We start from the raw sequence: 24,610 nt of genomic DNA on the forward strand, positions 1-24,610 counted from the left end.
AAGAAAATTATCGTTATAATGAAGTTGTGGCTTATTCTTGAATCAGCTTATTCTGTCAGCGATAGAGTATTATGGGTCAAAAATCTTACGAAGTTTTCCAAGCAGTGGAAAATAAAGCTAACCTTCTAGCGGGTTATTGGGGTGACTTCAAAACGGAGATTATTCAGCATTTGCCTGAATCCTATCATGGTGAAATCCACGAACTTTCTAGTAACCTAGAGAAAGCTTTAGAAGTGTTAATCAATGAATTGCGCCATCCTACCCTGATTTTAGCGACGACTGGCACGACGAGCAGTGGTAAGAGTACCTTAGTGAATTTCCTCTGTGGTGCTGATATTGTGCCAACCGCCGTCAGTGAAATGAGTGCAGGAGCAGTTACGATTGAATATAACCAAGAAAAAGGTTTAATTATTGAAAAAACACCGGGAGCCTTGTGGAAATGTGGTGAATGGAAAAATATTAGCGATGAGGAAATTTATGACCTTTTATATGATGCAATGAGTAGTTATATTGATGCTAGAGAAGAACAACCTAATTTAGCTTGTCCTCAAGCAAATATTTATTATCCTTTCAGACTGGTTAAAGATGAAAGTCTCTTAGAATTGCCTAAAGGGGTTAGAGTTAAGTTATTAGATTTACCCGGATTATCTTATGTCGGAGATGAGAGAAATCTAGCTATTATTAAACAGTGTCGTGAGGCTTTATGTTTAGTGACTTATAATAGTGAAGAAACAGATCCTTACAAAGTTGATAATTTGTTATCAGAAGTTGTTGATCAAGTTAAAGATTTAGGAGGCTCTCCTGCACGAATGCTATTTATTCTCAATAAAATTGATGTTTTTAGAAAAGATCAAAGATGGCCGAGGAGTGAACAGCGTTTTATTGAAAAGACTACCAAGAATATTAAATTAGAATTAACAAAACAACTAAGAGAGTACAATGAAGAGATTGAAAATTTGACAATTCTGAAACTAAGTACATGGCCAGCTTTATTGGCTTTGCAAATCCAAGAAAATAAAGAATTAGTTGAAGATATTTTAGAAGAGTTACCTACTATAAAAGATAAATGGTCAGAACACGATCAAAGTAGAATTAATCAACTATTAAGACCCCATGAACAAGCTATTGATCACTTTCAATTCTTAATTAAGAATGCTATTAGAAAAGGAGAATTAGATAATGATCCTAAAAAATGGACTGTCTCTCAACAACAATTAATTGCTAAAGAGTTATTCAAACAATCCTATGCAGAAGAATTTGAAGACAAACTAAGCAAGCACATAGCAGAACATTTTCCTAAATTAGTTATTCCCCAAGCTATAGAAAAATTTAATGTAGCGGCAGGAAATAGTATTGCACAATGGGCAGTACAAACGACCACGGCAATTCTTAACAGTTCAGAAGAAAATTATCAGCAAGAATCTGAATTGTTATCACAAACAAAAGAAAATCTTGATTCTTTTCTCCAAGCTAGTAATGCCAAATTAAGACAGCCTCTAGCAGTTTTTGAAAAATTAGATATTGATACCAAAACAGCCGATAATTTAGTAGCTAGTTTAAGAGAGGCTATCAATGAACTTCAATTTACTCCCCCTTATGACCAAATTCAAGAGAAATTAGTTCCCTTAGTTGAGTGGAGAGAGGCACTAAAGACTGTTATTAGAAACGTCTTAGAAGCAGTAGTTAAATCTTTAGATAATGGCAGAGTTGATTTGGACAATATCAACTTTAAAAAGGCCCATGTTAATCAGGTTAATATGCTAAAAAACAACTTGGATATCCTAATTCAATTGGGCTATAGAGGTTCAGATGCAAGAAATGGTTTATTAATCACAGCAAAAAGGGATAAAGAGAAATTAAATCTTCAAATAATTAAGAAAGAGTTAAATAATTTATCAATTAATCTAACTATCATATTATCGCAAATATTAAAGAGAGTGTCTGCTCAGGAGATTAACAGAATAGAGGAATCTGTATCTGAATTGTTTAGATTTCATATTAAACATATAGAAAAGGGTGCTGAAGAAAAAGCACCAAATTTTGTTATAAAATTTCCACAATCTGAACTTAATACATTGACTAGAAAACTGGAATTTGACTTTAATTTGGAGTCTGATATTGAAATCAGTTCTGGTACTTACAGAAGTTTTAAACACTGGCTATGGATGAAAAAAAAGGAAAGCATGATTGCAGAAATTCCCAGCCCTGAAACTCTTTTACAGAATTGGATTCATCAATTCCAGCAACAGGGCGAACCTGAAATGTTATGTTTAATGTTTGAATGGCTATTAGAACAGATTGATGATTTAAAAAAAAATGTAGATCATAAAACCAATGATATTTTTAATAGCTATTTAACGAGCCTAGAAAAAGCTCAACAGGAAATAACCACTAACTACGAGGAAACACAAATTATATGGAAACCTATCCAAGAAAGAGCTAAATTTTTAGAACAAAACCTCGCTGAATTAGAAAATTTTGAAAAAGAGGATGTGAATTAGTGAAAGATGTTTTGAATATTGGCAAAAAATTTCGTGAATTTGTATCTTCCATAAAATCTAATACTATAGACAAGGACAAGACTCGTTCTACAAAGCAAGGTAATTCAACAGCTTCTTTATGTCTAGCCGTTCCTGCATCAGAAGTTTATAAGTTGCGGAAAGGGGATCCTCTTAGTAGAGATGATGTTGTAAGATTAATTGATTGTGCCACAGAATTTTTATGTGTGCCAGAGTCTAAAAATATATCTGTGGAGATTATCGACGAAGAACCCTCTTCGGAAAGTCGATTAAAATTCTACGTTAGAATTAATCTCAAAAATGGAGGTAATATCATTGGTAAAGAAACTCAGTATGGAATGAAGCGAGAACTGCCACTTAATGTAACAGGAAAAGTTATACAGATAGGGTTTCTCAAAAATGTCTCTATTCTCAGAAAATTCAACCGTATTTAAGGAGTTAATTTAATGGATTGGAAATCTGCCTCATCCTACTATGAAACCCGTCTCAGTGATGTCTTAAATATCCAACATTTTGCCGTTGACTTAGCCAAACTCCCCCAAGCTGAAATTCCCTCTCAATTAACAGAAATCCTCCTGCAAGAGGCAATACCTGCTAACCGTCAACTCGAAAGACTGAGAAAAAGAGAATTTCGTATTGCTGTGGTTGGCTTAGAAAAGGCTGGAAAAAGTACCTTTATTAACGCATGGTTAGAATGTGATTTACTTCCTGCCAAAGGAGGAAGATGTACCTTTACCACCACTCAAATTTATTCCGTTAAAAGCGAATCTGAACAAAGATTAGAAGTGCAAACCCGCAGCGAAGAACAATTTATTCATCTCCTCAAAGAATTAGAAACCGTTGGCGCAAAAGAAGACTTAAACACCATTAGAGAAAACGAAATCACTCTACAACAAGTCAGAAAGGAAGGTAATTTAGTTATTCCTTTTACTCGACTAGAAGACATCCGAGAACAACTAAAAAAATACGTTGCCGATGAAAAATACGCCCATGCAGTCCTAGAAGCCCGACTTTATACTAATAAACTCGCTCAAGCAGAAGGAATCGTCTTTTATGATGTCCCTGGTTCAGATTCTGGGTTAGCCAAGCACGTTGATGAAGCCCAACAAATGTTATCCGACTGTGATGCAGTCATCGTGATTCAGCGTTTTCGCAGTATTAGAGAAGCCGAATTAGAAATTATTAAATTTACAGAACAAGGTGATAAGAATGTCACCATTGCTGATAAATTATTTGTCTTTTTAAGTCATATTGACTCTCTTGGTAGCCCAGAAGCCCTTAAAACTCATATTACAGAAGCCTCTCAGGATTGGTTAAAACGCGCTAATTTACCGGTTAATCGCATTGTTTCTGGTTCAGCAGGAGCTTATTTAATCTTAAATAATCTGGCGGAAGAACATACTCAATTAGAAATCGGACAAGCCAGCAATATTCAAGATAAATTAAAAACTTTAACTGGAATTATAGATGATGAAATGTTAAAAACTCAAGCGACAGGAATCCCTAAAATTAAACAAAAAATCTTTAATTATATTAATACTGAGCGAGTGGCAATTCTCAAGAAACGCTGTGAAGCTTCCATTGATAAAATTCTCAGCACCTCAGAGGATATTCATCATCTTGTCAGTCAAAGATTTCCCGAAAATCCTGAAGAAGCACAACGCTTTGAAGAAGAAAGAAGAAGAATTGATTTTTCAGAATGGTGGCATAGAAAATGGGAACAGATAAAAGCTGATTTACAAAATTTTTATGAAACATCTGTCATTAACAAACCCTTAGAAAAAGTTAATAACGAATCTTCCAGTAGTATCGAAAAATTTAAAGAACGCTATGGTCAACTTTTAGCCAGTGAAATGGCAAAATTAAGACAGGAAACTTTAAGAAAAAAAGAAATTATTTTTGACGCAAATTCTTTTCCAGACTTCGACAAAGTAAGAGCTAATTATGCTTGGCGGGATGACTTGTATGGGGATGTTAGAACATTTTTGGCTGCCCTTGCTCGACAATTAGCGGCAGAATTAAAAGATGAAGCCTTAAAATTAGTCGATTATATGTCCTCTTTATTATGGGGAAGTTCTCAAGTAAAAGAACGACTTATTGGTTATTCAGAACAGGAGTTTTTAACCCGCTTAGAAAATAGTTTATCAGTGTTATTTTTAAGATTTGCTCGTCCCGTTGCTGAAGCATTAATTCGCGGACCTGTTAACAGTGATACCCGCAGCCAAATTGTCAAATCCTTAGGGGCTGATGTGGAACTGATTGATAACTATTATCAAGGAGATGAACCTGCTTTTAGGGTCTTAAAAAAATACGTTAAATATGGTTCTGATTTACTCTTTAACCCTAGTCTTCGTCAACAGGTGTTAGGTGTAACAGAAATTGCCAAAAACGTTATCGGAATGACGGTAGATACAGTTATCGATTTAGCCGACCAATTAACCCCACCCAGAGAGGTTGTTACCTTTGAAGTAACTAATGATATTAACGCTTTTGAAGAATATCTACGCAATGGTATTTTTGAAGCGGCAGGATTTGAGTCCTACTGTATTCAAGAATTAAGAGGATTAGTGGATATTTTTCGAGAAAAAGAAGGAACATGGGCAGGTGTCGCTCAAAACGAATGGTATAAAGAGAATCCTCAGCTTGTAGCAGAATTACCCGCTAATTTGCAATCTCAAGAATTTAATTTAGAAGTTAGTGAACGACTGAGACAATTAGCAATTGCCTTGAAAAGAAATAGTTCCTCTCAGTAGCGTTAGCTATAGCAAAGCACCGCTATTATTGCGACGATGGCGGTGAATTACGGTGATTTGGGGATGTGGATTAAGCTTCGCTAATCCTAATTAGGGTTTGCTGAAAAAGTTTTTCCTGGGGGCAGCGTGTGGGGTGTAGGGTGTGGGGTTTTACCGATTTTGAGGTGGTCAATTACCTAATTTTCAGGGAAAAAGTCCCTGAATTTTCCCCCCGCTCACTCCCATGTCCGGTACTTTTTGATTTCCAAAAAGGTCTAAAAGTCTTATCCAGCAAGATTTTTAGATTTATTCAGCCAACCCTAATTAAATCTCCACCTCTTAAACTACAAATCGACTATTAAAAGTAAATCCGTAGTCAATTACTCATAACTTCGGTGGCCGATTGTAACCTTTAAGGTGTTTGTCCAAAGACCATATATAGACGCGGCGGCCTAGATTTTGATCACAAATTCTTTGCCAATCATGAATGATAGAAAGGTCTCCCAGTCCCCTACCTTGCATCGCTTCATCAGGAAACTCTTTTAACCATCCTTGCAGGTCTTCTTTCTTTAGAAAACTAATGGGGGTAAAGGGAGATTCTCCTTCAAGAGCTTGTGTTACCCAATTGACAAATTTTTCTGCACAAGTGCGTCGCTGATTGCCATCTACCTTTTTGGCCTTGGCAATATGATTGCCAGTTTCCAGAATAGTCGCCATTGGCAAAAAAAGAGATTCTCTAGCTTCAATTTTCTCTTTTAACTCTTGAAATATTAACTCAGATTGACTCGCTTTGTGGGGTACATTAAGTATCTCTAAAAAGATCGAAGTATCGATCAGACAAATAGCTCCCATCAGGCTACTTCTCCCTGTTTTAATTGCTCTAACCAACTTAGCGCGTTTTGTTGACGTTGTTCTGCTGTGGACTTATCCTTTAAGAACTTATCTAATACTTGTTTAGTCATCAACTGACCAAGAGTTCCCTGCACAATTAATTCGGGGAAACGCTCTAAATCAGCTAATCGGACAATACGACTATCTCCTGCTTGCGGATCTCGGTAACAACAAAGTACATTTCCAATATCACTATCGGGTACTGCATCTAGTAACGCTGGGTTATGGGAGGTGATCAGTACCCTCAGTTTTCTTTCTAAGGCGATCTCCCGAATTTGCTTAACTAAATTATCTGCACGACTGGGATGAACACCATTATCGATCTCTTCAATAATTACGAAAGTTCCAGGATTTACACTTAGTAGAGTTGCAGCAATCGCTAAAACTCTCAGAGTACCATCAGACAACAAAGGAGCATCTATCTGATGTTCTTTGTTCCCAAAAGACTCTATTAGTTTCACCATAACATCCTTGCGGTCTGTAATGATAAAGCGAATATCGGTAATATCCTGTTCTGGTAATGAACGAATGAAGTCAAGCAACTTGTTTTTTTGAGTCTCTCCCTGCTGACAAACTGCGTAAAGAACACTAGAAAGGTTAGAGCCATCTTCTTTAATATCATCATCTTTAGCGTAAGCATAATCCCGCATTACTGCTGGACGAGGATCAAGAAAGACGATATTCCTCAAGGTTTCTCGAATTACTTTAGTAACTGCTGGAATAATTTTTTGTGATTTAGTATGACTTTGCTGGAACCGACTGGGAGTTTCCAATTGATAAAAAATGGCTTGTCGGTTAGAGCAAGGTATGTGGGGCTTATTTTTACCTTTGTTAAAATTGTTATACATCACCCTAATTTCATCGGTGTGTGAGTTGGGATCGCCATCAATTTTGTAAAGTGTTAATTCCTGATCTTTACTAGCTTTACTGACACTTTCTCCGATTATAATAAGTTGGTCTGATAATAGCCCAATTTCAATCTCGAAATCAGTCCAACCGTCAGGAGCGTTATCAATGTGTGTTCCCAAGGTAAAATACTGTTTTTCTGCACCGAAAAGATCGATCGCTTGTCCACGGGCAATTGCATTACCGCTTTGAATATTGCGTTCAATGTCATCTAACCTGCTGCCTTTCGCTAACCACGAAAGTAAGCGAATTGCTTCTAGTGCATTACTTTTCCCTGACGCATTAGCACCGATTAAAAAGGTAATGGGTGCTAGAGACAAGGTTGCCTCCTGATAGCTTTTGAAATTCCGAAGAGTCAGCGATGTTAACATACTTTTCACCCATTAAATCTTGACTGGTGCAGTTTGAGCATTTGTACTAAAAGTTCCAATACCAGCGCAGCTTATAGACTCTAACAAGTACCGAAAACTAGCACCCATAACCTTGAAAACTCAAACTGTAGGGCAGGGCATATCCGAACAGTATAATCTAGGCTTGGGGAGATAAGGTCGCTGTTTATTGGCATTAGGGCGGAACCCTTACCCTTACTGCATGGGGCTTCTCAGAAAAAATTGACAAGTCGTTACTGAGTACATTTTCCCTTGAAAATGGCTGTACCGTTGACTGTATCTAGAGTAGAGCGATTCTGTGGAGTTGGCTGTATAGTGATCGCTAACCTTATGATCACAGATGATGTCATTAATCTCTAGAGTAAGCAATTCCCTCTGTAGCCATGTTTTTGCTGGTTTTCTGCCCCGAAACAAGCTATAATGGTCGAAAGGTCAAATTGGAATATTTTTGCCTCAAACCCTATCTGCGTAAAGACTTCAGGATTTTGTGTTCAGTAGTCCGTTAGTATTATATTGCTTTAACTCAGGCTCTGTAAGACTTTTAGCCATAGCTAGTATTTTTGTACGGGTAAAGTCCAGAGCTAAATGGTTGCCTTTTTTAACTTTTTTATTGATCTCATTAAGCATTTCTACTTATTGCAAGGGTGAGATGCTCCCTTATGAAATATGAAACTAGAGGCAAAGTCAAAATTAATAATCGTCTTAATTCCAATGAAATTAAAAGATATTGTCAACAAAGTCAAAATAGATTCTAGAAAATTAACCCAATATGCTCTCAATTTAGACAATCCAAAAGGATTAAATAAAGCCATCATGTTTCAACGCCACTTAGGATATACTCAAGATAATTATGAGCCACTTCTACAACAAATCGCTAACAAATCCCTTGAAGCAAAAGCTGTTTATCAAAGTACAGATCGACATGACAAACGCTATCAAGTTGACCTAGAAATTACAGGAATTGAACCAGGGCAACAAGAAATAGTGAGGACTGGATGGATTGTTGAGCCTGATAGTGATACAGCTAAATTAGTAACTTTATATGTGAGAAAAAGACCATGATTAAACCAGAATTATTTGACCTCGTGGAATTATTAGTTGACTTGCCTGAACATAACTTAATAATGGGAGAACAAGGGACAATTGTTGAAGACTACAATGATGGTTGTTACGAAATTGAATTTAGTAATGATCTAGGGGAAACTATAGCCCTTTGTTCTCTCCCAATGCAGCAATTTATTGTCATCTGGAAAGCTCAGAACAAAACTTGGTTATCTTTAACAGAAAAGCTAACAGCTTTAATCGATAAATTACCCAAAGAAAAGCAACAAAAAGTTTTAGATTTCACCCGCTCTTTGTATCAATAAAATCGGAAAAATAGGCTATTCCAGAATTGTTATGCAAATAATTAACTTAAAATAAAAAGCTAAAATTCATATAGGGAAGGACTTAAGGCACAAACAAGTTAAGGCCACAAAGATAGACAATAGAGTTAAGATTTGATATAATCGCCAAAAACGAGAGTATTTTACCTATGATAGTTGATAAATTTTTGAACCTAAAAGGAACCTCTATTCAAGGCTATCGACACCTAGAAAATATCGGTATATTTTGACGAATTGAATCAAAAAATAAAAAAGCAACCTGTCCTCGTTGTGGGTTAGAGAGCGATAAACTCCACCAAAATCATCGACATTTAGTCAAAGATTTACCGCTCTCAGGCTAACCAGTGTACCTACAAGTTAATCGTCGTCAATTTAAGTACGTTAATTGTCAGAAACCCTTTAGCAAAGAGTTAGATTTTGTCGCCAATGTCATCTAACCTGCTGCCTTTTGCTAACCACGAAAGTAAGCGAATTGCTTCTAGTGCATTACTTTTCCCTGACGCATTAGCACCGATTAAAAAGGTGATGGCTGCTAGAGACAAGGTTGCCTCCTGATAGCTTTTGAAATTCCGAAGAGTCAGGGATGTTAACATACTTTTAAATTAAGGTATTTAAAAACATCTAAAGTAAGGGGATTAAGGTTTTATCAGATTCTTTATTCCAGCTACGGCACAACCTAGCCCAGCTAGACCCAGTGTAGCACCTCCAAGATAAAGCGTGGGTTGTACGAAAAATCTTATGAACTGATTTTGCACCTCCTTATCAGCTTTATAAGCTAAACGGCTTTTACTTCGGATCACCGATATAGACTCCAAAAGGGTTATAGCTGTTGGATCATGCAGGTTAAGCGCCGTTTAGCTTACGTTTTGGCAGCGGTGGTAGAATCGGGCCAAGATTTAAGCGATCTTTACGCGCAGAAAACGGGTTTCTTCAAGAAACCCGTTTTCTATCAAAAAAAAGGGAGGTTTAAGAACCCCCCTCAACAGTTAATAATTAGATGACAGCCAAATTAGTAGCGGCCAGCATTGGGTTTATGAACAATAAAGCTCATGGTTTGACATTGTTTGATGTTGTCAAAAGCGATAACGCGGATGTAGCAATCAGAATATTCAGTGCGGCACTCGCGAACTTCATTAAGAACTTCTTGGGGACCAGAAACAGAGAATAAAGGCAGTTTCCACATCGTCCAATGATAATCCGCGGGTTTGGGATCTTTTTCAAATTCCACAGCAGGAATATAACCCTGATCGATCATGTATTGAATTTGTTTAGCAATTTGTTGATCGGTGAGGGGGGGCAAGTAGGAAAGAGTTTCGTAACGCTTCTCTTTAGGTAAAGTTTTCATGGGTTTCTTGATTCCTTATGGGTTGGGTAGATCATCAACATCGAGATTTAATTCCGATGTCTCTGGTTGACTTATAGCAGTACGGGTGAGACGTTCCAAAAGTTGCCGACGATGTTCGGTATTGTCATTAATAATTCCCGTTTTTACCATCTCTGGCAAGAACTCTAAAACCTGTTCGGCTAGATGTTCTCTTACCGTCATGATCCGCAAAACTAACTCTTTATTCTCAGCCATTAACCCCGCAATATAGGCCTCGCCATCCTGAATGGAATGGCTAGAAGTATAGTGACTCAGCCAAATAGCTAAAGTGGGATTAGTTTCTGACAATTGATCGATAATCGTGCGAACCGCTTGGTAAGTTAGGTAACTTTGTAAGACTTTCGCGGTATCTTGAGCAACTTTTTTCGGATACATTTTATACAGTTTTCAGTTATTGGCTAGACAGTTATCAGTGTTGAAATTCTAGCGACTGCTTCCCGATTTTGGGCAAGTCCCCGGCATTATTTTGCACCGATAACTGCTAACAACCTTCTGAAGGGCTGTATTAGAGGGTATCCATAGCCTCGAACTCGAATTTGATTTCTTTCCAGAGTTCGCAAGCGGCAGCCAGTTCAGGACTCCAACGGCAAGCTTCCCGGATAACGTCGTTACCTTCGCGGGCCAAGGAGCGTCCTTCGTTACGAGCTTGGATACAAGCTTCCAGAGCCACACGGTTAGCGGTGGCACCAGGTGCGTTACCCCAGGGGTGGCCGAGGGTTCCACCACCGAACTGTAAGCAGGAATCGTCACCGAAGATTTCCACCAACGCGGGCATATGCCAAACGTGGATACCACCAGAAGCAACCGGCATTACCCCGGGTAAGGAAGCGTAGTCTTGGGTGAAGAAAATACCACGAGCGCGATCTTCTTCTACATAGTCTTCACGCATTAGGTCAACAAAACCCATCGTGATGCCGCGTTCACCTTCGAGTTTACCGACAACGGTTCCCGAGTGCAGGTGATCACCACCAGAGAGACGTAAGCACTTAGCCAAAACGCGGAAGTGGATACCATGATTTTTCTGACGGTCGATAACCGCGTGCATTGCCCGGTGAATGTGGAGCAGTAACCCTTTGTCGCGGCAGAATTTCGCTAGGGTGGTGTTAGCGGTGAAACCACCGGTGAGGTAGTCGTGCATGATGATGGGGGTTTTGATTTCGGCAGCGAATTCAGCCCGTTGCATCATCTGCTCGCAGGTAGGAGCAGTTACGTTGAGGTAATGTCCTTTAACTTCGTTGGTTTCTGCTTGGGATTTAACGATCGCCTCTTGGACGAAAAGGAAACGATCGCGCCAACGCATGAAGGGTTGAGAGTTAATATTTTCGTCGTCTTTGGTGAAGTCTAAACCACCGCGGAGACATTCATAAACGGCACGACCATAGTTTTTAGCGGAAAGGCCGAGTTTGGGTTTGATGGTGCAACCGAGTAGGGGGCGACCGTATTTGTTTAATTTGTCCCGTTCAACGGTGATACCGTGGGGAGGACCTTGGAAGGTTTTGATTAAAGCGACGGGGAAACGGATATCTTCTAAACGGAGACCGCGTAGAGCTTTGAAACCGAAAACGTTACCAACGATCGAGGTGAGGATGTTGGTGACGGAACCTTCTTCAAATAGATCTAAAGGATAGGCAACGAAACAGAAGAATTGGTTATCTTCGTTGGGTACGGGTTCGATATCATAACAACGACCTTTATAGCGATCGAGGTCGGTTAAGTTATCGGTCCAAACGGTGGTCCAGGTACCTGTGGAAGATTCCGCCGCTACTGCCGCACCTGCTTCTTCCGGAGGAACTCCGGGTTGGGGTGTCACCCGGAAGCAAGCTAGTAGATCGGTATCTTTGGGGGTGTAGTCGGGGGTGTAGTAGGTCAGTCGGTAGTCTTTTACGCCGGCCTGGAAACCTTTGGATTTGGCTTGCACCATTGGGATTATTCCTCCATAAACTGCATGATTAGTCGCACCTGTAAAATCTCGCCGTCAACCGACATAGATTTTTCTTAAGCTCCTTTCCCCTGCTGCCAGGAGCGAAGTTAGGGAGCAATTTTCACTAATGTTTTTTTCAACTGATCATCTTAACACGAACTTTATCCTATTCTGATCATTTTTTTTCTCTATCCCTAAAATTTTGATTGTTTTTTTTTCTCGGGGGGATTAGTTTCTTTAATCTGTCGTCATCTAACTTTAACAATCTCTACAAAAACACAAAAAAATCAACAAAAATTTACCTGATTGACACGCAGAAACTTCTGCTCATCAGGCTTTGAGCGATTAAAACTACTCTTTAATTGAGGAAGATTATCAATAATTACAACCTCAAAAAATTGTCGGCAATCGCTAAATATTAACTGGATTTCTAAGCAATTATACCCAGTACCTAGAGCACAGTTAGACAGCAGTGAACTCTAGATAAATTAGGTCTAATTACTTAGTAATTATTGTTGAGATTTTTGGCTTGTGAACGATTATTTTCCCCTTCAAGAATTATGGTTATTGTTGCCATTAAAACGATGACGTTCTGGAAATAGCGTGACCAATAACTGATTGATATAGACCTTTCCGACCACCGATGCTTGATTCGGTCGGTTAGTAGTAGATGCTTGTTCTCTGGTTTCCGCGGGACTGGCCTCGGCGACCATTTCCTCGCCATCCCAAGGACTGGCCACGGTTTCGGATATCACTTCCTCCACTGACGGCACTGGGGACACTTGACTGACTACGGGTTGCGGTTCCGGTAAAGGGGGTCTTTCCGGTTCCGATGGGGTCGCTGACACCTCGATGGTAATTTGACGGGAAGTATCTCCGATCAGGGAACCAGACGGCACGATCGACATCGCTGCCACAGAAGCATTAAAAATCGTTGTGGTTGACCCAATACAGGCATTTTCACCGATTTCACCCCGACCGACGACGAGAACACCTGTACCTAAAATTGCTCCCGCACCGATAGCAATAACACCCTGATAGGCGGTTAAAATTGTTCCCATACCCAGGCAAGCACCCGCACCGATAATTATTTGGCTATTGGGGGCTGCTCGGAGAATCACCCCCGGAGCCACGATCGCACTCTCATCAATGGTTACATCACCATTGACATAGAATTCCGAGCGGCTAATAGGTTGAACGGGGGGTAAGGACATAATTGACAGTTATTCAGTGATCAGTGATCAGTGATCGGGGGTTAGGGGGTAGGGGTTAGAGTTTCGGGTATTTTTCCCAGTCCGCCAACACCTAACACCTATCTCCCTTCACCGATCGCCGAGTCCTGAAATTAAGGGCGTTGAATAATCGATTCGAGAACACGGCGTTTCGCTTGGGAGTCAATCCCGATCAGACGAACGTATTCCCCTTGATGGTCGCGCAGACAGGTTTCTAAAGCGGCCACCACATCGGATTCGCGACTGCTCTCGATCGGGGTGCAGCTTTGCCAAGAACTGGTTTTAAAACGACGTTTATCCGCGTGTTCGGCCCCGATTTTGTGACCTTGGTTCAATAAAGAGCGAATTTGAGTGATCGTTTCTGCGGTTAAGGTACTGGTTAAAGTGGCAGTACCGCCGCCAGAAGAACCAGAAGCATAGCTTTTGAAACTCGGTTCAGCAACGGTGGCGGTTTTACTGCTGCCATTACTACTCACCGAACCATCGGGACGCTGGATCACCGTTTCTAAAACCCGTTTTTTGGCTTTAGCATCGATACCGAGTAAGCGGACGTATTCGCCGCTATGTTCCCGTAAACAATCTTCCAAAGCAGTAATTACATCAGATTCGCGATTGCTTTCGATCGGGGCGCAACTCTGCCAAGAACTGGTTTTAAACCGGCGTTTATCCGCGTGTTCGGTGCCGATTTTGTAGCCTTGGGCGAGCAGGGAACGAATTTGAGCGATCGTTTCCCCACTTAAGCTACCACTACTGCTATAACTGGCTCCGTTACTAGCGGGGGCGCTGTAGCTGCTGGCTTTGCCGCTGCCGTTACTAGCGGGGGTGCTGCCGGGGCGGTGAATAATCATTTCGACGACGCGTTTTTTCGCTTGCGGGTCGATCCCGATCAGACGGACGTACTCATCGCTATTTTCAGTCACGATCGCTTCAATATCGCGAATGATGCCCGCTTCGCTCTTGGTTTCGATCGCCGGTCCGGTTAACCAAGAACTGGTTTTAAACCGGCGTTTATCCGCGTGTTCGGTGGCGATTTTCAGTCCTTGGGCCAGCAGGGAACGCACTTGTACGGACAGGTCGGAATGGCCGTTACCGTTGCCATGACCGCCGTGGACGGCGGTGGTGGTGCGGGCCGGTTCTCCCGGGGTGTCTTCGGGGCGTTGGATAATCATTTCCAGTATGCGCCGTTTAGCGGCGGGATCTACTCCGATCAGGCGGACGTATTCGCCTTGCAGGTCTCTCAGGGAGGCTTCTAGGGATTGGGATACCTGTTCTTCGCGGCCGCCGTCGATAAAGCCGGCACTTAACCAAGAACTGGTTTTAAAGCGGCGTTTGTCAGCGTATTCGATGCCGATCTTGTAGCCTTGGGAGAGGAGGGAGCGAACCTGCGCTCGAATGTTTGTATTTAAACTCATAGGTGTCACCGAATTTCTATATAGCGTCTCATTAGCGATGTTTATAGCGGCTGCCGGTGGAGGAGTCGCTGGGCTGTGGGCTTTGACCGGGACGCTGGGGGCGAGGTCGATATCGACAATGTGACGGGTGAAGGCTCGATCGATTTCTGTGACATCGGGTAAGCGATCAGCCTGCTGTTGGCTGGTGATCACGGAACCGGATGGCACGAATTTACCGGCGGGGATTTCCACGTCTTGAACGAGGGCGTGCATCATGACGATGCAATCGGCACCAATGCGGGCATTAAAGACGGTGGAGCGAAAACCGATAAAACAGCGATCGCCCACATAGGCAGGCCCGTGAATGAGTGCCATGTGGGTGATACAGCTGCCCCGGCCGATCCACACCGAATATTCTCGGCCGTCATCTCCCACCACACGGCTTTTTTCTAAACCGTGGATGATTGCTCCGTCCTGAATTTTGCTGTCGTCGCCAATGTGAAAGGGGGTTCCTTCATCGGCGCGGATGGAAGTCCCCGGAGCAATCACCACTCGCGCCCCGATCTCGATAGCGCCACTGAGGTTAGAGAAGGTGTGGACTTTGGCACTCTCGTCTATGTGCGTTTCCTCTGGGGATTTGGTCCGCTTTTTCGGACTAGCCGCCGTTGTGCGGACGACCATAGTTAGTCTTCCTCCATACTGAATTTGGCTGGCTGGTTGTTACTTAACTGTGTTTGGGTTCTATCGATGTTTAACCGGATTGACGAAATTCGTCCCTCTTGCTGTAGAGGGTGCGATTTTCTACGGTTATAGTGTCAATAATCCCCACCACCATCGCGTCAAGGGGGCGATTGTTCTGTCCGTCTTCGATACGGGCGGCTCCTCCCCGGGACACTAGCACCCATTCATTAATCCCCGCTCCGACAATATCACCCGCTACTTCGTATTTAGGCAAAAGTTGCCCCTGTGCGTCGATGAATTGCAAAAGCAGAAGTTTCACTCCCGTCATACTGCGCGGTTTCAGGGAGCTAACGACGGTGCCGCAAACTTTGGCAATTTGCATGGAATTTGTTTACACTAAAAGTTAGTTGCGCTCTAGATTCGTCTTAAAGGTTGCGGGTTAACACTTTCACGAAACTGTTCCACGGCTTCTGTATAACGGATGGGAAGAACGTATTCGAGGTTTTCGTGGGGACGGGCGATGATGTGGGTCGAGAGGACTTGACCACCCTTAACACGATTAGATGCCGCTTCTGTCCCCGCCGATACGGAGGCCTGTACTTCCGAAACGTCCCCCCGGACGATGACGGTGACGCGACCACTACCAATTTTTTCGTAACCTACTAGGGTTACGCGGGCGGCTTTCACCATGGCATCAGCCGCCTCGACGACGGCCGGGAAACCCAAGGTTTCCACCATGCCCACTGCAATTGACATAATATTTTTGTCTCCTAATGGTTGGCTTTCTTCGACTCTATAGATGCTGACCCCGATCAACGGTGTTTAATAGCTGCGGAATTGCTCTACTTCTTCGGTGTAGCGAATGGGCAGCACGTATTCGAGGTTTTCGTGGGGACGAGCGATGATATGGGTAGATAGCACTTGTCCTCCGTTAACCCGGTTGGCGTTTTCCACTCCGGCAGCCACAGAAGCTTGCACTTCTGAAACGTCTCCCCGGACGATGACAGTGACGCGACCACTACCGATCTTTTCGTAACCCACTAGAGTCACCCTGGCGGCTTTGACCATGGCATCGGCCGCTTCCACAACGGCGGGAAATCCTAGGGTTTCAATCATTCCTACTGCAATTGGCATTTTTTTGTTCCTCGCTTGTCAAGCCAAACTAAACTATTAATTTTGTTAGCGTTATCAATTTTGTTTCAGTCAAATTCTTTCCTTGTTACTTTTCCTGCTCTAGCTCTGGTGGCAGTCGGGATCGTGGCAAGGTGGGTAAGACCATCCTGAATTTTATCTCGATCGTGACCGTTTTCATCCACTAATTTTATTTTCTAGGGCCGGTTGGTAAAAATTTGACGAGTCAGGCAAAATTATCAACCTAAAAAAAGCATAGGAAACTATGACACCTTTGACAATATAAAACATTATGATTATTTCTCATCTTCAGGTTAACGAAAGTTAATCATTCCTTGACTTCGCCCATCAGCCTCAGCAATTCTCAGGAGATTTACCGCTAAAACCTTTGCTATGAGCCGATTTCCGCTTTAAGTTTTCTCTTGGCGGCTTGCTTGTCTCTGCTGGATTTATTGGCAGATAAAAGCCTATTTTCCCTGATTTCGGCTTTTTTATAATTTTTTTATACTATATACGGCTGGGGTGGGGGAGTGGGGAGAAGGGGAGCCTTTTTCAGTGATCAGTAAACAGTGAACAGTAATCAGTGAACTGAAAACTCACATCTGATCACTGATCACTGATTCTAGCGATCGATCTCACCTTCGTAGGGTTGGACACCGATCGAGGGATAATTATCGTGGTTAGGACTGAAAACTTCTAACACTGCATGAGCTAACTTTTGGAAAAAGTCGGGACTCTCGTGCAAGGATTTGAGTGCCGCTTCTAATTCAGGAAGGGAGAAATCGAAGCCTTGCGAGCGAGCTATCTCTAGTAATTGCTGAGGATCTTGGGTTGAGCGCATTTTTTGACCCAATTCTTCGTTTTTAGCGGCTAAGGCGAAAAAGTCGAACACTTGATTTTTAGACATATAAATACTTTTCCTTTGATGATTAAAGGTGTGGCCTCGGCGGCGTGGAGGTTAAACTGCCTAGTATGGTTCATTTTTATCCTACCAGTCAGGAGATATCCTCAAAGCAAAAGTTTCGTTTTTATTTGCTTGTATAGCTGAGTATGCTTTAAGGCTAATTCTGGGGTGTGGGGTGTGGGGAAGTGGGGAAGTGGGGAAGTGGGGAGTTTTTTCAGTAATCAGTAATCAGTGAAAGGATGGCGGTTTTTGGCCATCGGGGCAGGCCATAGTCAGAGGATAAATAGCCTAAAATAGAAACCTGCACTATTGTTTCTGTAGCCAGCATCATGAATAAGTCCCCACGTCGTTACCATATCACCACCTTTGGTTGTCAGATGAATAAAGCTGACTCCGAACGCATGGCGGGTATTTTAGAAGATTTGGGGTTTCAATGGTCTGAGGATGCCAACGAAGCCGATTTAATCCTCTACAATACCTGTACAATTCGCGATAATGCCGAACAGAAGGTGTATTCCTATCTCGGTAGACAGGCTAAACGCAAACAAACTCAACCCGACCTTACTTTAATTGTCGCTGGCTGCGTGGCTCAACAGGAAGGGGAACAATTATTAAGACGGGTTCCCGAAGTGGATTTAATTATCGGTCCCCAACACGCAAACCGCTTGGGAGACTTATTACAACAAGTTTTTGACGGTTCCCAGGTGGTGGCCACCGAACCCATCCACATCATGGAAGATATCACCAAACCGCGCCGGGATAGTAATATTACCGCTTGGGTGAACGTCATCTATGGTTGCAATGAACGCTGTACCTATTGTGTGGTTCCGGGGGTGCGCGGGGTGGAACAATCTCGCACTCCTGCGGCAATTCGAGCAGAAATGGCACAATTAGGACAACAGGGTTATCAAGAAATCACCCTTTTAGGTCAAAATATCGATGCCTACGGACGGGATTTACCCGGAGTGACGGCAAGCGGCCGACATCTGCACAATTTCACCGATTTACTCTACTACGTTCACGATGTGGCCGGCATTGAACGTCTCCGTTTTGCCACCAGTCACCCCCGCTATTTTACCGAACGTTTGATTAAAGCTTGTCAGGAATTACCTAAAGTTTGTGAACATTTTCATATCCCTTTTCAATCGGGGGATAATGATATCCTCAAGGCCATGAAACGGGGCTATACTCAGGAAAAATACCGACAAATTATTGCTAATATTCGCGATTTAATGCCGGATGCTGCCATTAGTGCCGATGCGATTGTCGGATTCCCCGGAGAAACAGAGGCACAGTTCGAGAATACTTTAAAATTAGTCGATGAGATTGGTTTTGATCAATTAAATACCGCTGCCTATTCTCCCCGTCCCGGGACTCCTGCCGCTATTTGGGATGATCAATTAAGTGAGCAGGTAAAAAGCGATCGCTTACAAAGATTAAATCATTTAGTGGCCACAAAAGCCGCTGAACGTTCCCAAAGATATTTAGGCAGAATTGAGGAAATTTTAGTGGAAGACGTTAACCCTAAAGATGCTGGTCAAGTTATGGGAAGAACTAGAGGCAATCGCTTAACTTTCTTTACGGGAGATATTGAGGAATTGCGAGGCAAATTTGTTAAGGTTAAAATTACCGAAGTCCGTCCCTTTAGTTTGACGGGAGTGATCTTTTAATAGTTAACAGTGACCCCTCAGCAGTGAAAAAAGGCAATAGCTATCGGGAATAATTTGCCAAGTAGGTAGCTGTTAAAAATTGTCAGATACCCCCCTTATCAAGGGGGGCAGGGGGGATCAAAGGCAAAATCTATCTTCAATTTAATTATAACTAATTACTTATTTTATGGATATTATCGCTATTTTGCAGCAAGATTATCAAAGATTTCCCCTCGATCAAACCTATGATATTTATGCTGATAACGTTTATTTTCAAGACCCTCTCAATCAATTTCGGGGGATTAAACGCTATCGGGAAATGATTGGTTTTATGAGTCAATGGTTCCAAGCTATCAAGATGGATGTCCACGCAATTGAACAGCAGGGAAATATTATTAATACCCGTTGGACATTGCACTGGACAACTCCTTTACCTTGGCGGCCCCGCATCGCTATTTCTGGAGGCAGTGAATTAACTCTCGATGACAATAATCTGATTATTTCTCATATCGATTATTGGGATTGTTCGCGCTGGGATGTGCTGCGTCAGCATTTACCTTTTCCCGGTTCTTAACTAGGGTCTGCTGAAAAAGTTTTTCGTGGGGACAGGGTGTGGGGTGTGGGGTGTGGGGTGTAGGGTGTGGGGTGTGGGGAGAATAAATAAAATAATCTCCTATCTCCTGACTCCTGAATACTGACTCCTGAATACTGACTCCTCAAAACCTAAGACTCTGTACCTCACAACTATGGAAATTGCTATAGATTTTTTAACTGGAAAATGCCGACCAACGAGCGCTCGTTTGCTTGACAAAATCCTGTAAAAATGCTAGGCGCTGATTTTGTTCCCAGACCTGTTTAACTTTATTCTGCAAACTCGTCCAATTCCAATCATTATTCAGCTGCTCGTTAATTTCCTGTTCTTGGAAATATTCAATTAAAGTTAAACCAGCTAAACGAGTTAGATAGGCTGCCCCAATTCCCTGCACTGTACCACCAGCGATATAAGTAATCGCATTTCCCTTGAGAATCGTTCCTAATGCCTGGGTTGTCACTTCTACCATGCCTAATTGTACCATCATCTTCCCTAGGGTGGCCATGGCTGTTTTTGCTTGTTCAAGGGACATTTTTTGTTGATAAATTGCCCCTAAATCCACTAACATTTGAGCGTTAGTAGCTGCCGCTAAAACTAAATCTAGGGCCGCGAGAGGATTAGCAAAAGTGGCAGTAGCGGCTATCCATTGGTATTGTTCGATAACAGGTAAAGCCTTTTTGCGTCGGGATTGATTGAGTAATTGTTTGGTTTCCTTTGCTAATTCTAGCGCTTGTCTCCAGATAGTTCCCAGAACTAATTCGGACTTTTCTTGTTCGATAATTTTTCGGAGATGATTATCTAAAGGAGCGATAACTACCGTTTGGGGTTCCGTCCATTCCTTGATTTCCCCATTGCTTTGATGTTGACGAACTTTTAGGGGTTCAGGGGCAGCGGCTATGGCTAAAATATGATGAGCAGGAATAGTTTCTTTCAGTCTTTGTTTTAGGGAAAGGAGAATTTCTTCTCTGGTTTCGGCGGGTAAACGATCCTGTTTATTGAGTAACAGGATAACACGCTGGTGCATTCGATCGAATTGCTGGAGGATTTGCCATTCGGAATCGGTTAAATCCCCATTGATCAGATACAAAACTAAGTCGGCTGCCAGGGACTTTTTCTGGTTAGCGGTGCAGTCGAGAGTCAGAAGCGGTTCCGTTTCCAGAAAAGCGATAGATTCTGCAAAGTTGCCGCTTTCTAGTAGTTTTTTTAAGGCAGTTTTACCGGTTTTTCTAGCGCCGGTAATGGCAATTTTCAGGTCTTGGCGACTAAATTCTTGGTTTAATTGGGTTAAAGTGGTTTTCAGTGGGGTTAAGTCTTGATTGGGGTCTTCTTTGGCCAGATAATTCATTATCTTCTCGGCCTTGCTAATCGCTTGTTTAACCTTTTCTAGAGTCAGGGGAGTGGGATGGGAAAAATCGATTTTCGAGTTGGGTTTTTGCCAAAACCAGATACCAGCACCAAGAGCAATCGCACCTAGAACACCCCAGGAACCGATTTCGCTCACTGTACTATTGAGAGTTTCCCCCAGGGTGAAAGCGATGGTAATGCCTATCCCCGTCACTAAAACCGGTTTACCCAATCTTACCGTCATTTTTCCTCATCCTCGCCAACTGCTGTGATTATTCTAGCTTTTTTGTGCTGGATTTCATCCCAAACTGAACTTTTTAGCCGACAATTCCCTGCGTTCGCCCCGGCCGCTCTTGCCTAAAAAGCCCCAGATATGTCATAATGATCGATTGCGTGTAAATTTACCCGATCCCCTGTTGTTATGGCTAGTAAAAAAGGCGTTCGCCTGATCATCACTGTAGAATGCACGGAATGCCGCAGTAATCCCGATAAGCGTACCCCCGGCGTTTCTCGCTACACCACCAGCAAAAACCGGCGCAATACCACCGGCAGACTGGAAATCAAAAAATACTGTCCCCACTGCAATAAGCACACCGTCCACAAGGAAATTAAGTAATCATACTTTAGTTAAAAAGTCAAGCAATCTTTACAAATCTATGAGCTACTATCGTAAACGTCTCTCCCCCATCTCCCCCAGTCAACCGATTGACTACAAAGACACCGAACTCCTCCGCAAATTCATCACCGAACGCGGCAAACTTCTACCTAGACGCATCACCGGTTTAACTTCTAAACAACAGCGAGATTTAACTGAAGCGGTGAAACGGGCCCGTTTAATGGCTTTATTGCCTTTTGTCAACCAAGAAGCCTAAATTCAGTGATCAGTAATCAGTAATCAGTGAGCAGTGATCACTGAAAATAACACATATAAGTAATAGGACAAAATTAACTTCTTGGTGAGGATAGGCACTCATGCACTCATGGAAGAAGTAGTTAGATATACTTAATTAATTGTGTCTAGCTACTTAACTTAAAACTTAAACCTGATCACTGATAACTGGTCACTGATAACTGATAACTGATAACTGATAAGCGATCTCAGTATATTGGGGTTGCTTTCTCGTTTTTGCAAAGAAATATATCGAAATCGGCAGCGGATAGGAAAATTCGTGCGAGAATCTTAAAAAATAATTAAATCGCTCTAGGAGTAGCCAACGATTTTGTGATTATCGATCCAAATCCACCAATTAGCACAATAGGAGGCTCTTATGGAAAAGCAGCCGTCAGAAATCGATACCGAGTTGGATGCACAGCTAAAAGAGGAGGATTCCGAGCAGTTTCTGCGTAGTATATTTAATTCCGTGCAAGCGTCGATTTTTGTGGTGGACGTGCTGGAAAATAGAGATTTTCGCTATGTGGGGTCAAACCCCGTTCATGAACGCTGGACAGGATTGCGTTCATCAGAGATTAAAGGCAAAACTCCCGAACAAATCCTTCCCCCCGATGATGCGCGTAGTGTGCGGCAACACTATAGTGATTGTGTACGTTACGGAACGACTATTTCCTACGAACAGTATTTACCTTTTCAAAATATACCCTACTGGTGGCTAACAACTTTAACACCCCTACGGGATAACAATGCGCGCATCTATCGTTTAGTGGGAACCAGTACCAATATCACCGAACGCAAACAGGCCGAAGAAGCTTTAAGATTACAAGCAGAACGGGAACAACTACTGGGGGTAATGCAGGAAAGAATCCGGCAATCGTTGGATCTCGATCGCATTTTGCAAAGAACCGTTAAAGAAGTGCGACAATTTCTCAACTGCGATCGAGTGTTAATTTATCGTTTATTTCCCGATCATAGTGGCATGATTGTGGTGGAATCCCATACTGCGAGGATTAATTCTGTCTTAGGAAACAGGATCCAGGATCCCTGTTTTAATTTATCCCCAGAACGTCTGGAAAATTATCGTCGCGGGAGAATTCAGGTTATTGAAAATGTCCATAATTCGGGACTTGATCCCTGTTATCGCAACTTACTTACTTCTTTGCAAGTACAGGCTAACTTAGTGGTGCCAATTCTCTGCGATAACCAACTCTGGGGGTTACTAATTGCCCAAAATTGCCAAAAAACTCGCTCTTGGCAATCCCAAGAAATCGATCTGCTCAAACAATTAGCCATTCAAGTGGGAATTGCCATTCAACAAGCAGAACTACACCAACGGGTAAAATGCTTGAATACTGCCCTAGAATCGGAGGTTCAGCAAAGAACCGCCGAATTGCAGATGACTTTGAAGTATGAAGCATTAATCGGACGGATTACCGAAAAAATTCGTGATAGTCTCGATGAAAATCATATTCTGCAAACCACCACTAGGGAATTAGTCCAGGTTTTACCCGTAGAACGGGCCCAAATTGAGCTTTATGATCCCAGTCGCAGCAAAGCCACCATTGTCCACGAATATACCACTCAAAAGCTTATCTGTCAGGGAATTACCCGTCAAATTAGCGATTTTCCCGAAATCTATCAACCGCTGCTGCACAAACAAATTTTACAATTTGTTGATCGTCTTCCCCTTGGTAATCCGCAAATTGGTCGTGTTAACCGTTGCGCTTGTGCTATCTTTGACGATCAGGGTTTTTTGGGCAATCTTTGGCTAATTCGACCAGCTAATCATATTTTTAACTCTTTAGAAACTAATTTGATTCAACATATTGCCACCGAATGTGCGATCGCTATTCGACAAGCGCGACTTTACGAATCTTCCCAAGCACAAGTGAGGGAATTAGAAAAACTGGAAAGATTAAAAAGCGAATTCCTGAAAACCCTTTCCCATGAACTGCGAACCCCGATTACCAGCATTCGTCTAGCGGTGGAAACCCTAGAAAGTCTCCTAGAAGATCAAGGGATCGAGATCGATCCAGAGAATTCGATCGGTCAACTGTTGCAAATTCTTAACATTGAATCTCAACGTCAGAGTAAGTTAGTTAATGATCTGTTGACTTTAACCTATCTGGATGCGGAAAGCGAACCCCCGGCGATCGAAACAATCGACTTACTTTCTTGGCTACCCTTATTAGTGGAACCTTTTCGCACTCTCACCCGCGAGCGACAACAGCAGTTAATTGTAGATATAGATGGGGATATACCGGAGATTAACACCAGTCTGTGTCATATCGAGCGCATCATAGCGGAATTACTGACCAATGCTTCTAAATATACCCCAGAACAAGGAATAATTCGGGTAAATGTCTGGCGTGCGGACGAGCAAATATTAATTAGTGTGAGCAATTCAGGGGTAGAAATCGTCCCAGAGGAATTATCAAAAATATTCGCCCCTTTTTATCGCATTCCTAACCACGATCCCTGGCGCTACAGTGGTACTGGTTTAGGTTTAGCTTTGGTCGGCAAACTGATTAAACCCCTGAATGCTACCATCGATGTCACCAGTGCCAACGCTGTCACCACCTTTACCCTCACCCTGCCAATCTAGTCGAGCGGAAAACTTTTTAGAAAAAAACCTTGCAATTATTTCGAGGGCGTGCTATGTTGAGA

24 protein-coding genes and 1 pseudogene are annotated in these 24,610 nt (G+C 42.3%); 11 read left to right on the top strand and 14 right to left on the bottom strand.

From position 1 onward, the window contains the following. The first annotated feature begins 71 nt into the window (after window positions 1-71). From O9290_RS01260 to O9290_RS01270, 3 genes are read left to right on the top strand one after another with little or no spacing between them, the layout of a single operon-like run. Window positions 72-2,501, top strand: a complete 2,430-nt coding sequence (locus O9290_RS01260) for a dynamin family protein (RefSeq protein ID WP_288058224.1) — start codon at window positions 72-74, stop codon at window positions 2,499-2,501. Further along, window positions 2,501-2,953 carry a hypothetical protein gene (locus O9290_RS01265; protein WP_239697991.1) on the top strand — a complete coding sequence of 151 codons (453 nt, stop codon included), beginning with the start codon at window positions 2,501-2,503 and terminating at the stop codon, window positions 2,951-2,953. The genes O9290_RS01260 and O9290_RS01265 overlap by 1 nt, the downstream gene beginning before the upstream one ends. A 12-nt stretch (window positions 2,954-2,965) precedes the next feature. Continuing rightward, window positions 2,966-5,272, top strand: a complete 2,307-nt coding sequence (locus O9290_RS01270; RefSeq protein ID WP_288058226.1) for a dynamin family protein — start codon at window positions 2,966-2,968, stop codon at window positions 5,270-5,272. 363 nt (window positions 5,273-5,635) lie between these two features. Here the strand turns inward: O9290_RS01270 and O9290_RS01275 are convergent, their stop codons facing one another. Next, window positions 5,636-6,103 (bottom strand): hypothetical protein, encoded by a 468-nt coding sequence (locus tag O9290_RS01275; RefSeq protein WP_287731241.1) that lies wholly within the window; start codon window positions 6,101-6,103, stop codon window positions 5,636-5,638. Further along, on the bottom strand, window positions 6,103-7,419 hold the full coding sequence (locus O9290_RS01280) for an AAA family ATPase (protein ID WP_002733337.1): 1,317 nt from the start codon (window positions 7,417-7,419) through the stop codon (window positions 6,103-6,105). Before O9290_RS01280 ends, O9290_RS01275 begins: the two co-directional genes overlap by 1 nt. Before the next feature lie 729 nt (window positions 7,420-8,148). Between O9290_RS01280 and O9290_RS01285 the strand changes: the two genes are divergently transcribed. From O9290_RS01285 to O9290_RS01295, 3 genes and pseudogenes are all read left to right on the top strand, one after another. After that, window positions 8,149-8,499 carry a DUF6883 domain-containing protein gene (locus O9290_RS01285; RefSeq protein ID WP_159247607.1) on the top strand — a complete coding sequence of 117 codons (351 nt, stop codon included), beginning with the start codon at window positions 8,149-8,151 and terminating at the stop codon, window positions 8,497-8,499. Continuing rightward, window positions 8,496-8,804, top strand: a complete 309-nt coding sequence (locus tag O9290_RS01290) for a DUF4926 domain-containing protein (RefSeq protein WP_002732232.1) — start codon at window positions 8,496-8,498, stop codon at window positions 8,802-8,804. Before O9290_RS01285 ends, O9290_RS01290 begins: the two co-directional genes overlap by 4 nt. A 167-nt stretch (window positions 8,805-8,971) precedes the next feature. Continuing rightward, window positions 8,972-9,247: pseudogene (locus tag O9290_RS01295) on the top strand (transposase family protein); the annotation flags it as partial. Here O9290_RS01295 and O9290_RS01300 read toward each other — a convergent pair. The 10 genes from O9290_RS01300 to O9290_RS01345 form a co-directional block, all read right to left on the bottom strand. After that, window positions 9,233-9,415 (bottom strand): AAA family ATPase, encoded by a 183-nt coding sequence (locus tag O9290_RS01300; protein ID WP_012267295.1) that lies wholly within the window; start codon window positions 9,413-9,415, stop codon window positions 9,233-9,235. The pseudogene O9290_RS01295 and the gene O9290_RS01300 overlap by 15 nt on opposite strands. Before the next feature lie 416 nt (window positions 9,416-9,831). Then, window positions 9,832-10,167, bottom strand: a complete 336-nt coding sequence (locus tag O9290_RS01305) for a ribulose bisphosphate carboxylase small subunit (RefSeq protein ID WP_002741682.1) — start codon at window positions 10,165-10,167, stop codon at window positions 9,832-9,834. A 15-nt stretch (window positions 10,168-10,182) separates the two neighbouring features. Further along, on the bottom strand, window positions 10,183-10,581 hold the full coding sequence (gene rcbX, locus O9290_RS01310; protein WP_288056951.1) for a RuBisCO chaperone RbcX: 399 nt from the start codon (window positions 10,579-10,581) through the stop codon (window positions 10,183-10,185). Window positions 10,582-10,711: 130 nt separating this feature from the next. Further along, window positions 10,712-12,127, bottom strand: coding sequence for a form I ribulose bisphosphate carboxylase large subunit (locus O9290_RS01315; RefSeq protein WP_002753365.1), 1,416 nt, complete (start codon window positions 12,125-12,127; stop codon window positions 10,712-10,714). 551 nt (window positions 12,128-12,678) lie between these two features. Beyond that, on the bottom strand, window positions 12,679-13,341 hold the full coding sequence (gene ccmN / locus O9290_RS01320; RefSeq protein WP_288056948.1) for a beta-carboxysome scaffolding protein CcmN: 663 nt from the start codon (window positions 13,339-13,341) through the stop codon (window positions 12,679-12,681). 131 nt (window positions 13,342-13,472) lie between these two features. Further along, on the bottom strand, window positions 13,473-15,431 hold the full coding sequence (locus tag O9290_RS01325) for a RuBisCO small subunit-like domain-containing protein (RefSeq protein WP_288056945.1): 1,959 nt from the start codon (window positions 15,429-15,431) through the stop codon (window positions 13,473-13,475). 70 nt (window positions 15,432-15,501) lie between these two features. Then, window positions 15,502-15,813: a beta-carboxysome shell vertex protein CcmL gene (gene ccmL, locus O9290_RS01330; RefSeq protein WP_002759323.1), complete on the bottom strand. Its 312-nt coding sequence runs from the start codon at window positions 15,811-15,813 to the stop codon at window positions 15,502-15,504. Window positions 15,814-15,845: 32 nt separating this feature from the next. Beyond that, on the bottom strand, window positions 15,846-16,187 hold the full coding sequence (locus tag O9290_RS01335; RefSeq protein ID WP_002733426.1) for a carbon dioxide-concentrating mechanism protein CcmK: 342 nt from the start codon (window positions 16,185-16,187) through the stop codon (window positions 15,846-15,848). A gap of 66 nt (window positions 16,188-16,253) precedes the next feature. Further along, on the bottom strand, window positions 16,254-16,565 hold the full coding sequence (locus O9290_RS01340; RefSeq protein WP_002734613.1) for a carbon dioxide-concentrating mechanism protein CcmK: 312 nt from the start codon (window positions 16,563-16,565) through the stop codon (window positions 16,254-16,256). Between the two features lie 619 nt (window positions 16,566-17,184). Continuing rightward, a complete protein-coding gene (locus O9290_RS01345; protein WP_002759324.1) occupies window positions 17,185-17,469 on the bottom strand; it encodes a Nif11-like leader peptide family natural product precursor in 285 nt (94 codons plus the stop codon). Window positions 17,470-17,795: 326 nt separating this feature from the next. Between O9290_RS01345 and miaB the strand changes: the two genes are divergently transcribed. Continuing rightward, a complete protein-coding gene (gene miaB, locus O9290_RS01350; protein WP_288056942.1) occupies window positions 17,796-19,136 on the top strand; it encodes a tRNA (N6-isopentenyl adenosine(37)-C2)-methylthiotransferase MiaB in 1,341 nt (446 codons plus the stop codon). Window positions 19,137-19,302: 166 nt separating this feature from the next. Then, the gene (locus tag O9290_RS01355) at window positions 19,303-19,689 is read left to right on the top strand and encodes a C6orf136 family protein (RefSeq protein WP_079209815.1); all 387 of its coding nucleotides are present in this window, start codon (window positions 19,303-19,305) and stop codon (window positions 19,687-19,689) included. On the opposite strand, the gene O9290_RS01360 is transcribed toward O9290_RS01355, so the two are convergent. Together O9290_RS01360 and O9290_RS01365 are read right to left on the bottom strand one after the other, a co-directional pair. Then, window positions 19,686-19,835: a hypothetical protein gene (locus tag O9290_RS01360; protein WP_192845972.1), complete on the bottom strand. Its 150-nt coding sequence runs from the start codon at window positions 19,833-19,835 to the stop codon at window positions 19,686-19,688. The two genes, O9290_RS01355 and O9290_RS01360, sit on opposite strands and share 4 nt — an antisense overlap. Window positions 19,836-19,882: 47 nt before the next feature. Continuing rightward, entirely contained in the window at window positions 19,883-21,295 is a 1,413-nt protein-coding gene (locus O9290_RS01365; protein ID WP_288056935.1) for a slr1306 family protein, read from the bottom strand. 177 nt (window positions 21,296-21,472) lie between these two features. Between O9290_RS01365 and rpmG the strand changes: the two genes are divergently transcribed. The 3 genes from rpmG to O9290_RS01380 all read left to right on the top strand — a co-directional run bounded on the left by rpmG (window position 21,473) and on the right by O9290_RS01380 (window position 24,548). Then, window positions 21,473-21,667 carry a 50S ribosomal protein L33 gene (gene rpmG, locus O9290_RS01370; RefSeq protein WP_002734724.1) on the top strand — a complete coding sequence of 65 codons (195 nt, stop codon included), beginning with the start codon at window positions 21,473-21,475 and terminating at the stop codon, window positions 21,665-21,667. A gap of 40 nt (window positions 21,668-21,707) precedes the next feature. Next, window positions 21,708-21,923: a 30S ribosomal protein S18 gene (rpsR, locus tag O9290_RS01375; RefSeq protein ID WP_002732313.1), complete on the top strand. Its 216-nt coding sequence runs from the start codon at window positions 21,708-21,710 to the stop codon at window positions 21,921-21,923. A 396-nt stretch (window positions 21,924-22,319) separates the two neighbouring features. Continuing rightward, on the top strand, window positions 22,320-24,548 hold the full coding sequence (locus O9290_RS01380; protein WP_002759341.1) for a sensor histidine kinase: 2,229 nt from the start codon (window positions 22,320-22,322) through the stop codon (window positions 24,546-24,548). Window positions 24,549-24,610: the final 62 nt, after the last annotated feature.

Source organism: Microcystis sp. LE19-41.2A, from assembly GCF_027530405.1.
Classification (GTDB): domain Bacteria; phylum Cyanobacteriota; class Cyanobacteriia; order Cyanobacteriales; family Microcystaceae; genus Microcystis; species Microcystis aeruginosa.

Excerpts from the sequence above, each read along its gene's own strand:
- O9290_RS01260 (WP_288058224.1), top strand. The coding sequence starts at position 72 with ATGGGTCAAAAATCTTACGAAGTTTTCCAAGCAGTGGAAAATAAAGCT.
- O9290_RS01285 (WP_159247607.1), top strand. The coding sequence starts at position 8,149 with ATGAAATTAAAAGATATTGTCAACAAAGTCAAAATAGATTCTAGAAAA.
- O9290_RS01340 (WP_002734613.1), bottom strand. The coding sequence starts at position 16,565 with ATGCCAATTGCAGTAGGAATGATTGAAACCCTAGGATTTCCCGCCGTT.
- O9290_RS01325 (WP_288056945.1), bottom strand. The coding sequence starts at position 15,431 with ATGGTCGTCCGCACAACGGCGGCTAGTCCGAAAAAGCGGACCAAATCC.
- O9290_RS01335 (WP_002733426.1), bottom strand. The coding sequence starts at position 16,187 with ATGTCAATTGCAGTGGGCATGGTGGAAACCTTGGGTTTCCCGGCCGTC.
- O9290_RS01365 (WP_288056935.1), bottom strand. The coding sequence starts at position 21,295 with ATGACGGTAAGATTGGGTAAACCGGTTTTAGTGACGGGGATAGGCATT.
- O9290_RS01290 (WP_002732232.1), top strand. The coding sequence starts at position 8,496 with ATGATTAAACCAGAATTATTTGACCTCGTGGAATTATTAGTTGACTTG.
- O9290_RS01270 (WP_288058226.1), top strand. The coding sequence starts at position 2,966 with ATGGATTGGAAATCTGCCTCATCCTACTATGAAACCCGTCTCAGTGAT.
- O9290_RS01380 (WP_002759341.1), top strand. The coding sequence starts at position 22,320 with ATGGAAAAGCAGCCGTCAGAAATCGATACCGAGTTGGATGCACAGCTA.
- O9290_RS01300 (WP_012267295.1), bottom strand. The coding sequence starts at position 9,415 with ATGTTAACATCCCTGACTCTTCGGAATTTCAAAAGCTATCAGGAGGCA.
- O9290_RS01275 (WP_287731241.1), bottom strand. The coding sequence starts at position 6,103 with ATGGGAGCTATTTGTCTGATCGATACTTCGATCTTTTTAGAGATACTT.
- O9290_RS01345 (WP_002759324.1), bottom strand. The coding sequence starts at position 17,469 with ATGTCTAAAAATCAAGTGTTCGACTTTTTCGCCTTAGCCGCTAAAAAC.
- O9290_RS01305 (WP_002741682.1), bottom strand. The coding sequence starts at position 10,167 with ATGAAAACTTTACCTAAAGAGAAGCGTTACGAAACTCTTTCCTACTTG.
- rpsR (WP_002732313.1), top strand. The coding sequence starts at position 21,708 with ATGAGCTACTATCGTAAACGTCTCTCCCCCATCTCCCCCAGTCAACCG.
- ccmN (WP_288056948.1), bottom strand. The coding sequence starts at position 13,341 with ATGTCCTTACCCCCCGTTCAACCTATTAGCCGCTCGGAATTCTATGTC.
- miaB (WP_288056942.1), top strand. The coding sequence starts at position 17,796 with ATGAATAAGTCCCCACGTCGTTACCATATCACCACCTTTGGTTGTCAG.
- rpmG (WP_002734724.1), top strand. The coding sequence starts at position 21,473 with ATGGCTAGTAAAAAAGGCGTTCGCCTGATCATCACTGTAGAATGCACG.
- O9290_RS01280 (WP_002733337.1), bottom strand. The coding sequence starts at position 7,419 with ATGTTAACATCGCTGACTCTTCGGAATTTCAAAAGCTATCAGGAGGCA.
- O9290_RS01355 (WP_079209815.1), top strand. The coding sequence starts at position 19,303 with ATGGATATTATCGCTATTTTGCAGCAAGATTATCAAAGATTTCCCCTC.
- ccmL (WP_002759323.1), bottom strand. The coding sequence starts at position 15,813 with ATGCAAATTGCCAAAGTTTGCGGCACCGTCGTTAGCTCCCTGAAACCG.
- O9290_RS01315 (WP_002753365.1), bottom strand. The coding sequence starts at position 12,127 with ATGGTGCAAGCCAAATCCAAAGGTTTCCAGGCCGGCGTAAAAGACTAC.
- rcbX (WP_288056951.1), bottom strand. The coding sequence starts at position 10,581 with ATGTATCCGAAAAAAGTTGCTCAAGATACCGCGAAAGTCTTACAAAGT.